This window comes from Tsukamurella sp. TY48 (assembly GCF_019656655.1).
GTDB lineage: Bacteria > Actinomycetota > Actinomycetes > Mycobacteriales > Mycobacteriaceae > Tsukamurella > Tsukamurella strandjordii.
Window position 1 is genome coordinate 652,097 of the sequence record NZ_BPMV01000001.1, and the last position, 12,383, is coordinate 664,479.

Consider the following 12,383-nt stretch of genomic DNA (forward strand, 5'->3'; position numbering starts at 1 on the left):
GCTCGTCGAGTGTCCTTGAACCACAAGCAATCGATCTGCCGCCCGGGAGGCACTCATGACCGCGACGCTCGAACCGACCACCACCTCCGAGATCACCGTCACGAAGCTCAGTGAGCACATCGGCGCGATCGTGCACGGGGTCCGGCTGGGCGGCGACATCGACGACGCCACCGCGGAGCGGATCCTGGACCTGCTCGCCGAGCACGAGGTGATCTTCTTCCGCGACCAGCACCACCTCGACGATGCCGGCCAGCACGCCTTCGCCGGCCGGATCGGTGTTCCCACCACTCCGCACCCCACCGTGCGGTCCGATTCGGATCTGCTGCCGATCGAGGGCGCGGCGAACAGCTGGCACACCGATGTCTCGTTCGTGGACCGCGTGCCGAAGGCGTCCATCCTGCGCCCGGTCACGCTGCCCCCGCACGGCGGCAACACCACGTGGGCGTCCACCACCCGCGCCTACGACCGGCTTCCGGAGCCGCTCAAGGTGCTCGCGGAGAACCTGCGCGCGATCCACACCAACGATTACGACTACGCGGGCCACAACTCGACCTACCAGCGCGCGGAGTACCACCAGGAGTTCATCCGGAACATCTTCGAGTCCGAGCATCCGGTGGTGCGCGTGCACCCCGAGACCGGCCGCCGATCGCTGCTGCTGGGCCACTTCGTCAGCAAGTTCGCGGGCCTGAGCTCGCAGGATTCGGCGCCGATCCTGGCACTGTTTCAGCGTCGGATCGAGAACCCGGACAACACCGTGCGGTGGGCCTGGCAGCCGGGCGACGTCGCGATCTGGGACAACCGCTCCACGCAGCACTTCGGTATCAACGACTACGGCGACAACAAGCGCCTGCTGCGTCGGGTGACGCTGGCGGGCGACATCCCCGTCGGCGTCGACGGCCGGGAGGGTGTGGCGCTCAAGGGCGATGCGTCCGATTACTCCCCGGTGACGCCCGCCCGGCAGCGCGGCTGAGAGAGCCAGTTCCGGAGCGCGGCGTACACCGCCTCGGAGCGCAGCAGGGTGAAGTGGTGGGCGCCGCCGAGGTGGACGCCCGCGTCATCGGTGAATCCGATGCGGCGGGCGCGGTCTCGGCCCGCCGCACTGGGCGCGAGGACGAGCCCGTCGCCCACGAGCCGTCCCACGGGGTGCGCGGCGCTCCTGGTCACGGTGGCCGTCACGAAGTAGTGCGCGGCACCGTCCAGGAGTGGCACCTCGGCCGCCACCGCCCGGCCCAGCGCATCCGGGTCGCGGCCGGTCCAGTCCTCGTCGACGATCGATCCGGCGCGCAGATCCCGGATCCCCGCGCTGCGCCTGCGCAGTAACCGACCGAACGGCGCGGTCTCCGGGATCGCGACCAGGGCGGCGCTGCCGTAGTGCGCCGCCTGTTCGAGCGGAGCTCCGAGGTGCGGTGTCCCCAGGCTCACCGTGGCGGATACCGTCCGGACCCAGCGCATGCCCGCCTGCTGGGCGAGATGTGCCGCGCTGCGGGCGACGAGACCGCCCATCGAGTGCCCGATCACCGTGATGTCCGTGATCGGCACCGGCCACATCGCATGCAGGCGTTCGAGCAGCGTCGCCAGATCGGCGCCGGTGTCGCTGATGTGGCGCCCGCTGTTGTAGCGCACGTACACCGGCGTCGCGTCGAGGTCGATCGCGAGCCGCACGCCGTAATCGTCCGCTGCCAGACCGCCCGCTCCCCAGGCGTGTTCGGTCTCGCTGAGGCCGTGCAGGAAGACGACGATCCGCCCCGTGGCACCGTCGTAGACCTCCTGCGGGTCCAGGCGACCCGCAGGCATCTCGGTCGCTTCGAGGTGCACGATGGCGCCGTCCACCCGCACCGTGACGGGATCGGCCGCCAGTGGCGAGCCGGCCGCGGCGAGCTCGTCACCGACGAGCCCGAGAACGGCGCCGATCAGGCTGGCACCCCGCACCGTCTCCGAGGGCGGGCGGTCACCCGGGTAGTCCGCCGCGGCGCCGGCGATCCTGCCCGCCGCCCGCGCGGCGGAGCCGATCGCCCGGTACACGCCGTCGGTGATGCCGTCGTGCAGCACCCGGACCGGCGCGGCGGCGGGTCCCACACCGAGCCGGATGGCGGCGAACACCCGGTCGGATATCGCCCGGTGAACACCGTGGACCCCGCCGGTGGCCACCGCCACCTCACTGCATCCCAGTTCGGCGAGGGCCCTGACCTCGGCCCGACGCCGGTCCACGACTGCACTCATGACAATTGAGTGTACAGTCGTGCACTGGATTGTCGAATCAGGCGCGGTACGCCCACCCGGCGGCGCGCCACTGCTCGGCCGGCATGCAGTTGCGGCCGTCGAGCAGCGAACGCCGGCGCACCACGGCGCCCACCGCCGCCGGATCGAGCTCGCGGAACTGCGTCCACTCGGTGAGCACCAACACCACATCGGCGCCCTCGCACGCCTCCAAGGCCGTGGTGGCGTAGTCCAGCGTGGGGAAGACGCGGCGCGAGTTGTCCATGGCCTCAGGGTCGTACACGGAGACCGCGGCACCCTGCAGCTGGATCTGTCCGGCGATGTTCAGGGCCGGGGAATCGCGCACATCGTCGGAATCGGGCTTGAACGCGGCGCCGAGAACGGCCACCTTCGCGCCGAGCAGTGAGCCACCGCAGGCCTCGCGGGCGAGGTCCACCATGCGGGTGCGCCGGCTCATGTTGATCGCGTCCACCTCGCGGAGCAGTCCGTGCATGTGGCCCGCACCCAGTTCGCCGGACCGGGCCATGAAGGCGCGGATGTCCTTGGGCAGGCATCCACCGCCGAAACCGATTCCGGCACCGAGGAAACGACGACCGATCCGGGAGTCCACGCCGATCGCGTCGGCCAGGGCCACCACATCGGCGCCGGCGGCCTCGCAGACCTCGGAGACGGCGTTGATGAACGAGATCTTGGTGGCCAGGAAGGCGTTCGCGGAGATCTTCACCAGTTCGGCGGTGGCGGTGTCGGTGAGGAAGAACGGGGTCTCGCGGGCGATGATCGGGGCGTAGATCTCCCGCGCCACCTGCTCGGCACGGCCACCCGGCTCGGCGCCGAGCACCAGGCGATCGGGCTCCAGGGTGTCCTTGACGGCGTGCCCCTCGCGCAGGAACTCGGGGTTCCAGGCGAACTCCACGGTGATGCCCTCCGGCGTCAACTCGGCGGCGCGGGCGCGCAGCAGCTCGGTGGTGCCCACGGGCACCGTCGACTTCCCCAGGATGACCGCGTCGCGGCGCAGGTGCGGCACGAGCGAGTCGACCACGGAATTCACATAGGTGAGGTCGGCGGCGAACTCGCCCTTGCGCTGCGGGGTACCGACGGCGATGAAGTGCACATCGCCGAACTCCCCGGCCTCCTCGTAGGAGTCGGTGAACCGCAGCCGGCCCGCCTCGATGTTCCGCTTGAGCACGGCCGGCAGACCGGGCTCGTGGAAGGGCACCTTGCCCTCGGACAGCGCCGCGATCTTGCTGAGGTTCACATCGACGCCGAGCACCTCGTGGCCCAGCTCCGCCATGCACGCCGCGTGCGTGGCTCCCAGGTATCCCGTACCCAGCACTGTCATCTTCATGCGCCGAAGGTAGGTCGGCGAGATGCCGACACGGAAGCTCGCCGGGCCCTAGTTCGGCAAGGGTTACGCAGGGATTCATGCAGGCCGCGGCTCCGCCGCGCGGTGTTAGCCGTTCGTCAACGCCGCGTTACCCGAGCGGCTACTCCGCGCCGGGCGCATCGGGGGCCGAGGACTCCGCCGTGCCCGCGCCACGGCGCGGCTCCCGGCCCTTGAGGATACGCTTGGGCAGACGATTGACCAGGTCGCTCATCGGGTTGACCGCTGCGGTCATCAGCGCGACGGCCTCGTTGAGCTCGGCCACCACGTCGGGAAGCTGCGAGACGGCGTCGAGGGTGCCGCCGGGCGCGACCGCCCGCTCGATCGCGCCCTGCTGACCGAGCAGCTGATCGACGAGGCCACCGTCTTCGATGGCGCGGTCGATCACGCCGCCGTCGGCGGTGAGCTTGTCGATCAGTCCGTCCTGGCCGGTCAGCTTGTCGAGCACACCGTCCTTGGCGGCCAGCTTGTCGAGTACGCCGCCCTTCTCGGTGAGCTTGTCGAGCACGCCGTCCTTGGACATGAGCTTCTCCAGCACCCCGTCGGGCGCAGTGAGCTTGTCGATGACGCCGCCCTCGGAGGTGAGACGCTCCAGAACGCCCTCGGATTCGGTGATCTGGTCCACCACACCGCCGGGCCGGGTGAGCCGGTCGAGGGGGCCGCCCTCGTTGGTGAGGCGAGAGATGGGACCGTCGTCCTTGGTGGCCTGATCGAGCAGACCACCGGGCGCGGTGAGCTTTTCGAGCATGCCGCCGGGCTCAGTGAGCCGGTCGACGACGCCGCCGGGCTTGAGGACGCGGTCCAACGGTCCCCCACGCTTGATGATGATCCCGATCGGCCGGTCGGGTTCGAGCATGCTCGCGAACCGCTGCAGCAGTTGCGTCGGCGACAGCGCACCATGCTCGCCCTCCACGTGCAGGGCGCTGTTCACCTCCGCCTCCACGTTCTGGACGGCGAAGCGGGTCACGGCGACCCCGCCCTCGACGGCCGCCATCGCGGCATCGGCGGTGGAGAATGCGACGCGCAACGGCGCCGTGACCAAGCCCTTCAGATCCATACCGGGCATCGTATGCGGCGGAGTGAGAGGAATCTGCGGTAATCCACTCATTGCGACGCCGGAGACATCCCGAATGCGGGACGACGCGTCGGAGATAGTTGACACGTCGGAAATCTCCGACATATCTTCGGCGGGTGACCACGCACAGCACCGATCGCGTCTTCCTGGCGCTCGCCAACCCCGTGCGCCGCGAGCTCCTGCAGATCCTGCGCGCCGGCCCGCTCGCCGCGGGTGAGCTGAGCGAGCGGTTCGCCTTGAGCCGCCCCGCCGTCGCCGAACACCTCAAGGTGCTGCGCGAAGCCGGGCTCGTGGCGGATGAACCGATCGGGCGCAAACGGATCTACCGCCTCACCGCCGAGCCCCTGGCCGACCTCGGCGAATGGTTGCACCCGTTCGAGAAGTTCTGGCGGGCACGCCTGTCCGCGCTCGCCACGATCGCTGAGGAGTTGGAATGACGAGCATCACCCTGGATCAGTTCATCGCCGCCGCACCGGCCACCGTGTGGCGAGTTATTACGGAATCCGAACTGGTACAGCGCTGGTGGGCCACCGGCGATATCTCCGCGGAACCGGGACACGAGTTCACGCTCGATATGCCCGGCTTCGGAGCCCAGCCGTGCCGTGTGATCGAGTCGACACCGCCGCACCGGTTCGCGTACACCTTCACTCCCGCGTGGACCCTCACGTGGACCCTGGAACCCGAGGGCAGCGGCACCCGATTGTTCCTGGAACACAGTGGTTTCGACCTCGACGATCAGCGGATGGCGGCGGCCTTCACCCGGATGGGGCCGGGCTGGCGGGACGAGGTGCTCCCCCGTCTCCGCGCGACCGCGGAGGCCCTGTGACGGCACTGCGGTCTGGAACAATTCGTGGGTGACCGAGACCAGCGCCCTCTCCGATCCCGTCAACACCGCACTGAATGGGCCCCACCGCCGATTCCGTGACGTCAGCGGACGGATCTCCCGGTATCAGCCGGACGTCTCCGTGTTCTTCGGCCACCCGCGCGAGCTCACTGCGGACGACTACGCCGACGCGGCCCGCCTGGCCGATCACCACGGCGTGGTCCTGCTCCGCGATCGCGCGACGCCGCTGCCCTCCGACTGGACGGTGCACGAGACGATCGGGCTGGTCCAGTACAGCGGGGCCGATATCGACACCGCACCGGCACCCGACGCGGCGCGGCTCACCGCCGACGACATCCCCGAGATGACCGCCCTGGTCCAGCGCACCAAGCCAGGGCCATTCCTGCCGCGCACCATAGAACTGGGCACCTACCTGGGCATCCGGGACGCCGAGGGCGCACTCATCGCGATGGCGGGCGAGCGCATGCACCCGCAAGGATGGACCGAGATCAGTGCGGTGTGCACCGCCCCGGAGGCGCGCGGACGAGGCCTGGCGGCGCGGCTCATCCGCGCCGTCGCGCACGGCATCCGCGAGCGCGGCGAACTCCCCTTCCTGCACACCTCCGACGACAATCCGGCGCGCGCCCTCTACGACGCCATGGGCTTCGTCCACACCCGCACCGTCCCGCTCGAGGTCATCCGGATCGGCGGCACACGATGAGCGGACACGGGATCGATCGGCGCGGCCTCCTGGCGATGCTCGCCGCCGGCACCGTGACCGCCCTGTCCGGGTGCGCCGCGTCCGCGCCCGCGCACCCCGGTGACGAGGAGCCCTCGTCGCCTCCGCCTCCCGCGCCCGCCCCGACCAAGGTCCTCGGGCCTCCGGCGCCCGGCACCGTGCGCACCCCGATCCCCGCGGCACCGATCACCCGGTTGCCCGGCCCCGGCCGCAACCTCGCCCTCACCGTGGACGACGGTGCCAACGCCGAGGTGGTGGGCGCCTACGCCCGGTTCGCACAGGACACGGGAGCCCGGATCACCTTCTTCGTGACCGGGAGCTTCGAGGGCTGGACGGCGCACCGCGACACGCTCCGGCCGCTCGTCGACTCCGGACAGGTGCAGTTGGCGAACCACACCTGGAGCCACCCGTCGCTGATCGCCCTCTCCGCGAAGGGCGTGGCGCGAGAACTGGGGCGCACCAAGGATTTCCTGCGCCAGAACTTCGGGGTGGACGGTACGCCGTACTACCGTCCGCCCTTCGGGTACCGGAACGCCGCCGTGGACGCGGTCGCCGCCGATCTCGGATACACGGTGCCCGCACTGTGGTTCGGCTCGCTGTCGGACTCCGGTCTCATCACCGAGCAGTACCTGCTCGAGTGCGCGCGCAAGTACTTCACCGAGCAGGCGATCGTGATCGGACATGCGAACCACCTGCCGGTGACGCGCGTGTATCCGCAGCTGGTGGACATCATCCGTTCCCGCAACCTGCAGATGGTCACGCTCAACGACGTGCTCGCACCGCCCCGCCGCTAGCGATCAGGCGGCGACGGGCCCGTCGGGTGCGGTCGCGCGATCGGGCACCGTGCGCACCGCGAGGACGCACCCGCCGACGAGGAGCGCCACCAGGAGCGCGCCCACACCGAAGGAGTTCCAGTCGAACGGACCGGCCGCCGCACCGTCGGCCTGTTTGCGCGCGGACCCCGACAGGAAGGGCACGATCAGCAGCACCGCGATTCCGGCGAGGGCCTCGGCCGCCACGACCACCGGGAAGTGCCGCAGGGCGAGCCGGACGAATCCGGCGTCGTCGCCCGCGAGCCGGGCCCGGCGGATACCGGGGATCAGTACCCGCACGTTGTATGCGCCGGCGGCCACCATCAGCATCACGAGCACGATCTTGAGCAGGAGGAACCGCCCGTACGACGTGCTGACGAACTGGCCGACGGTGCCCACGTGGACCCAGGACAGCCACACCCCGCTCACAATCACCGCCACGACCGCGGCCATCGCCCAGACGCTGAACCGCGCCCACATCCGCTCGAAGGCACCGGCTCCGTCGACCCCCGTGCGGCGCGCCCGCAGACCCGCGGCACCGAGCACGAAGACGCCGCCCAGCCAGATCACACAGGCCAGGATGTGCGTGAGCTTGAGCGCCCGGTTCGCCGTCGCGTCGAGCGTGGTGATCGTCGCGGTGAGGCTCGGCGCCGAAGCAGCGAGGATCGCCACCGCGAAGCCGGCGACCGCCACCGCGCGGCCACCGAACCGCACCATGGCGACGATCGTGACGGCCAACAGCGCGAACAGGGCGAGCTGGACGGTGGCCATCGCGGCCGCGGAGATCCACGCCCCCTTCTCCCGTGGGAGCGCGAGGTAATCGCCGAACCGTGCGGGCGAGAGCGATTCCGCGAACGTGGAGCCGAGCTTGCTGCGCGCGATCCGAGCCGCGTACTGGGCGTAACCGGCCACGGCGACGAAGGCCGCTACCGGGACGGCGAGCGCCCGCACGCTCCGGTCCGCCGCGCCTCCGCGCGCATGGGCGGGCAGGAGGAACGCCAGGGTGAGGAAGAACCCGGTGGCCAGTGCGAGCGCACCGAAGTACCCGACCTGAGTGAGGATCCGCCACAGCGGGGGTGCGGCCGGCCCGGCGGCCGCTTCGAGCATGGTGAGGCTTGTCATAGTCGAGTGAGCGTAGCCTTGCCAACCTCATCTGCCTAATCGGACAAAACACCTCTCTACCTGGGGTTTTGTTAGTCTCGGCAAGCGGGCGATTGCAACGGCGGCCGGCGGGTTGACGACGATTGGTAGAATGATTCGTCGGCCCGTTGCGGCCACACCACAATCTCCGTGTATCTACCTGGCACGGCCTGCGGGCATTCCAAGGCGGCACGCAAGCGTCGCGGCGATGCAGCCGCGGGAAGGAAACCCCCGGTGACCGCCACCACGACCGCGCCCGATTCCGAGGCCACCCCCGAGACCACCGAGTCCGGCCCCTCCCTGCTCTCCGTCGCGGGTCCCACCTACTTCCCCATCGCCTTCATCGCGCGGCTCCCGTTCGCGATGATGGTGGTGGGCGTGCTCACGCTCGTGGTCGCCGGCCGCGAGTCGCTCGCCTTCGGCGGCCTCAGTTCCGCGATGGTCGGCCTCGGGGCCGCCGCGGTCGGCCCGCTCGTCGGCGCCGCGGCGGACCGCTTCGGCCAGCGCCGCGCCGTACTCGCCGCCGGAATCGTCAACAGCCTTGCGCTGCTTCTCATGACCTGGGTCGTGTTCAGCTCACTGCCCGGCTGGGCGGTGCTCGCCTCCGCCGCACTGGTGGGCGCTTCCGCGCCGCAGGTGGGGCCGATGTCCCGCAGCCGGCTCGTCGCGATGATCACCACCCGGCTTCCGGCACGCCGCCGTTCGCGGACCCTGTTGTCCACCATGGCCTACGAGTCCGCCGCCGATGAGGTGATCTTCGTCTTCGGGCCGGTGATCGTGGGCCTGCTCGCCACCACCATGAACGTGGCCGCCCCCATGATCGGCGCGGCCGTGCTCACCGCGATCTTCGTGACCGCCTTCGCGCTGCACCCCAGCGGCCGGGCCGTTCCCGCCGCACACGACGGCGCGGTGGTCCAGGCCCCGGCCCGCGAGCTGCTGCGCCCCGGCGTCCTCGTCGTGGTGGCCGGCGTCTTCGGCATGGGGCTGTTCTTCGGCTCCACCCTCACCGGGCTCACCGCCTTCATGCGCGATGCGGGCAACGCCGAATCGGCCGGCCTGTACTACGGCGTGATGGGCGTGGGTTCCGCTGCGCTGGCACTGGGTTCGGCCCTGCTGCCAGAGCGGTTCACCCTCGCGATGCGCTGGGTCGGCTTCGCCGCCGTTCTCGTGACCGGCGCCGCGATCATGGCAGCCGCACCGTCGCTGCCCTGGCTCGTTCTGGGGCTGGCCGTCGCCGGAATCGGCGTGGGCCCCACCCTGGTGACCGACTTCAGCCTCGGTGCCGACCGCAGCCCGGTGGGCCGCTCGGCCACCGTGATGACGATCATGGGCTCGGCCCTGATCCTCGGCCAATCGACCGCGTCGGCGATCAACGGCCTGCTCGCCGAGAACGTGGGAACCGCTGCGGCGCAGGGCACGCCCGTGATCGCGGCACTGGTCGTACTCTCCGCCGGCATCGCCAACACACTCCTGGTGCGGCGCCAGTAGGCTCGATCGCGTGACCACGACCAGCGCGGGCCTGCTCCTGTACCGGACCACGGATTCCGGCACCGAGGTGCTGATCGCGCACATGGGCGGCCCGTTCTGGAGCCGCAAGGACGCGCACGCCTGGTCGATCCCCAAGGGCCTCTACACCGACGAGGAACCGCTCGCCGCCGCGGAGCGCGAGTTCACCGAGGAACTCGGATCGCCGCCGCCCTCCGGTCCGACGGTGCCGCTCGGTTCGGTCCGGCAGTCGGGTGGCAAGACGGTCACCGTATTCGCGCGCCCCGGCGACTTCGACGCCGAGCGCATCACCTCGAACGACTTCGAACTGGAGTGGCCGCGCGGATCGGGCCGGATGCAACGCTTCCCCGAGGTCGACCGCGCCGGCTGGTTCAGCCTCGACGAGGCGGCGGAGAAGCTGGTGAAGGCGCAGGGCGCGTTCCTGGATCGCCTGCGCGAGCACCTGAACGCATAGCCCACACTGCCCCCGCGCACACCAGTGAGACACCGGCGGCGGCAAGAGCGGTGGCGTTCCACCCCGCCACGGCGGATCCCGATCCCGCAGCCAGGACGCCCGCGATCGTTACACCCAGCGACGAGCCGACGTACCGCGCAGTGTTGTTCGCGCCGCTGCCCATTGCCGCATCAGCAGCCGGAACGCTCGCGATCGCCTCCCGCGCGAGACCGGTGTTGAGCAGGCCCGATGCCACCCCCGCCAGGATCAGCCCCGGCACCATGCGCGCCGGCGAAGCACCGTCGGACAGGCCCGCCGTGAGCAGCAGGCCGACGGCCACACCGATCAGGCCGCCCACCAGATGTGCACGCCCGGACAGGACCTGTGCGAGGCGGGAGAAGCACAGCGCCGCTATGGCACTCGTCCCGGACCACAACGCGAGCAGCCCGCCCGCCTGGAGAGTGTTCAAGCCCATACCGTGCACCACGAAGGTGCCCGCATAGGACATCGCCGAGATCACGCCGATGCCCGTGCCGAACGCCGCGATCGTGGCCGCGAGGAATCGCGGCCGACGGAAGAGTCCGGGATCGACCAGCGTCGCCCGGCCGCGACGCTGACTGACCCCGAGCCCCACCGCGAGCAGCACCGCCGCACCCGCGAGCGCTAGGGCGAGAGCGCCCGCCGCGGCACGGAATTCGACGATCGCCGAGACCGCTGCGACCAGTGCACCGGTGAGCAGTACCACCCCGACCGCATCGAACGGGCGGTCGGGCCGCTGCGGGCTGCGCGCCGGTATACGGCGGGCCGACCACCAGAGTGCGACACCGCCGACGGCGAGCGCCAGATAGAACAGGCGCCACCCGTTCGCGAGGTCGAGCAGCCCGGTGATCACCGGCCCCAGGGCGATCCCGGCACCCATCGACGAACTCCACCACACCGCTGTGCGCGCCCGGTGCCCATCGTGCTCGCTCACTGCGGCGACGAGCCCCAGGCCGGTGGCGATCATCCCCGCGGTTCCGATCCCGGCGGCGACTCTGGCGATCACGAACCACGGCGCCGTGGTGGACACCGCACAGGCGAGATCGGCGAGAACGAAGACGGCCGCACCGGCGAGGAAGACGCGCCGGTGGCCGATGCGGTCGGCCACCACACCGGCGGCCACGAGCGCGGCCGCCAGGCCGACGCTCATCGACGCGAGGATCCAGGTGGCCCCGGCCGGGCCGGCCCCGAGCGCGCCGTTGAGCGTGACGGCGTTCCCGAGCGGCCCCGCATAGGCGAGCATCGCGACGAAGGTGCTGCCGGTGACGGTGGCGAGCACCGCGCCGTAGCCGCCATCAAGTCTTGTCATAAGACTCATCATGGTCCAGATCGAGTCTCGTCACAAGACCTGATTGCTAGACTCGGCTCGTGGCTCTGGGGACGGGATACGACCGGCAGGGATGCTTCCTCGCGCGGGCGCTCGAAGTGGTCGGCGAGCGCTGGACCCTGCTGATCCTGCGCGACTGCTTCTACGGCGTGCGCCACTTCAGCGATCTACTGGCCCATCTCGACGTCTCCCGCGGAGTGCTCGCCGAACGCCTCGACACCCTGGTCGAGGCGGGGATCCTCACCCGCGAGCGATCGGGACGCGAGGTGGAGTACCGCCTCACCGAGGCCGGCGAGGCGCTCTGGCCCACCGTCTACTCGTTGAGCCGGTGGGGCGAGCGCTACCTCTCGGGCGCCCACCCACCGAAGATCTTCAGCCACGCGGCCTGCGGTACCGATATCGACGAGACCGGCCTGTGCTCACACTGCGGCACCGTCCCGACGGTGCGCGACCTGGACGTCCGGTCCGCCCCGGGGCACAACGCGATGCGCCGCGACGACCCCGTCGCGGTCGCCCTGCGCGAGCAGCACCGCATGCTCGCGCCGCTCCCCTAGTTCCGGTAGTCCTCGACCACGGGCGCGGGACGCGCCGCCGCATCATTCGGGTTCTCCCCGAACTCGCGCTTGGCTTTCCGCTGCCGGAGCAGATCCCACGCCTGGTCCAGCTGCTCCTCGAGCGTCTGGAGTTGCGCGTTCTCCTCAGCGGCGTCGATCTCGCCGGCGGCGAGCTTGCTGCGCAGCTCGTGCTCGGTGTCGATGAGTCGCTGAATCCGGGCGTGGATCGCATCGTCGGTCATGCACCGATACTGCCACCGATTCCCCTGATTTTCGCCCGCAGAAGGGGTTCGGGTCGGGCTAGAGTACGAACCGGATGGTGACCCGCGTCACAGTA

At 70.5% G+C, this 12,383-nt stretch carries 14 protein-coding genes; 8 read left to right on the forward strand and 6 right to left on the reverse strand.

What is annotated here, in order from left to right; genetic code table 11:
- Positions 1-55: 55 nt before the first annotated feature.
- Entirely contained in the window at positions 56-970 is a 915-nt protein-coding gene (locus tag TTY48_RS03190) for a TauD/TfdA family dioxygenase (RefSeq protein ID WP_220656131.1), read from the forward strand.
- Here TTY48_RS03190 and TTY48_RS03195 read toward each other — a convergent pair.
- From TTY48_RS03195 to TTY48_RS03205, 3 genes are all read right to left on the reverse strand, one after another.
- Positions 934-2,220 (reverse strand): alpha/beta hydrolase, encoded by a 1,287-nt coding sequence (locus TTY48_RS03195; RefSeq protein ID WP_220656132.1) that lies wholly within the window; start codon positions 2,218-2,220, stop codon positions 934-936. The genes TTY48_RS03190 and TTY48_RS03195 overlap by 37 nt on opposite strands.
- A 37-nt stretch (positions 2,221-2,257) precedes the next feature.
- Positions 2,258-3,562 (reverse strand): UDP-glucose/GDP-mannose dehydrogenase family protein, encoded by a 1,305-nt coding sequence (locus tag TTY48_RS03200; RefSeq protein WP_220656133.1) that lies wholly within the window; start codon positions 3,560-3,562, stop codon positions 2,258-2,260.
- A gap of 139 nt (positions 3,563-3,701) precedes the next feature.
- Complete coding sequence (locus TTY48_RS03205) at positions 3,702-4,655, reverse strand: hypothetical protein (protein WP_220656134.1); 954 nt, start codon at positions 4,653-4,655, stop codon at positions 3,702-3,704.
- Between the two features lie 134 nt (positions 4,656-4,789).
- On the opposite strand from TTY48_RS03205, the gene TTY48_RS03210 reads away from it, so the two are divergent.
- The 4 genes from TTY48_RS03210 to TTY48_RS03225 are packed head-to-tail and all read left to right on the forward strand — an operon-like array spanning position 4,790 to position 7,029.
- Positions 4,790-5,110 (forward strand): helix-turn-helix transcriptional regulator, encoded by a 321-nt coding sequence (locus tag TTY48_RS03210; RefSeq protein ID WP_220656135.1) that lies wholly within the window; start codon positions 4,790-4,792, stop codon positions 5,108-5,110.
- Positions 5,107-5,499, forward strand: a complete 393-nt coding sequence (locus TTY48_RS03215) for an SRPBCC domain-containing protein (RefSeq protein ID WP_220656136.1) — start codon at positions 5,107-5,109, stop codon at positions 5,497-5,499. The genes TTY48_RS03210 and TTY48_RS03215 overlap by 4 nt, the downstream gene beginning before the upstream one ends.
- Positions 5,500-5,527: 28 nt before the next feature.
- On the forward strand, positions 5,528-6,217 hold the full coding sequence (locus TTY48_RS03220; protein WP_220656137.1) for a GNAT family N-acetyltransferase: 690 nt from the start codon (positions 5,528-5,530) through the stop codon (positions 6,215-6,217).
- Positions 6,214-7,029 (forward strand): polysaccharide deacetylase family protein, encoded by an 816-nt coding sequence (locus TTY48_RS03225; protein ID WP_220656138.1) that lies wholly within the window; start codon positions 6,214-6,216, stop codon positions 7,027-7,029. Before TTY48_RS03220 ends, TTY48_RS03225 begins: the two co-directional genes overlap by 4 nt.
- Positions 7,030-7,032: 3 nt before the next feature.
- Here the strand turns inward: TTY48_RS03225 and TTY48_RS03230 are convergent, their stop codons facing one another.
- A complete protein-coding gene (locus tag TTY48_RS03230; RefSeq protein WP_220656139.1) occupies positions 7,033-8,169 on the reverse strand; it encodes a CopD family protein in 1,137 nt (378 codons plus the stop codon).
- Positions 8,170-8,421: 252 nt separating this feature from the next.
- Here TTY48_RS03230 and TTY48_RS03235 point away from each other — a divergent pair, with 252 nt between their 5' ends.
- Complete coding sequence (locus TTY48_RS03235; RefSeq protein WP_220656140.1) at positions 8,422-9,675, forward strand: MFS transporter; 1,254 nt, start codon at positions 8,422-8,424, stop codon at positions 9,673-9,675.
- A 10-nt stretch (positions 9,676-9,685) separates the two neighbouring features.
- On the forward strand, positions 9,686-10,147 hold the full coding sequence (locus tag TTY48_RS03240; protein ID WP_220656141.1) for an NUDIX domain-containing protein: 462 nt from the start codon (positions 9,686-9,688) through the stop codon (positions 10,145-10,147).
- On the opposite strand, the gene TTY48_RS03245 is transcribed toward TTY48_RS03240, so the two are convergent.
- Entirely contained in the window at positions 10,065-11,474 is a 1,410-nt protein-coding gene (locus tag TTY48_RS03245; RefSeq protein ID WP_220656142.1) for an MFS transporter, read from the reverse strand. The genes TTY48_RS03240 and TTY48_RS03245 overlap by 83 nt on opposite strands.
- 59 nt (positions 11,475-11,533) lie before the next feature.
- Here TTY48_RS03245 and TTY48_RS03250 point away from each other — a divergent pair, with 59 nt between their 5' ends.
- Positions 11,534-12,046 (forward strand): helix-turn-helix domain-containing protein, encoded by a 513-nt coding sequence (locus TTY48_RS03250; RefSeq protein WP_220656143.1) that lies wholly within the window; start codon positions 11,534-11,536, stop codon positions 12,044-12,046.
- On the opposite strand, the gene TTY48_RS03255 is transcribed toward TTY48_RS03250, so the two are convergent.
- The gene (locus TTY48_RS03255; RefSeq protein WP_220656144.1) at positions 12,043-12,288 is read right to left on the reverse strand and encodes a DUF2630 family protein; all 246 of its coding nucleotides are present in this window, start codon (positions 12,286-12,288) and stop codon (positions 12,043-12,045) included. The two genes, TTY48_RS03250 and TTY48_RS03255, sit on opposite strands and share 4 nt — an antisense overlap.
- Positions 12,289-12,383 lie beyond the last annotated feature (95 nt).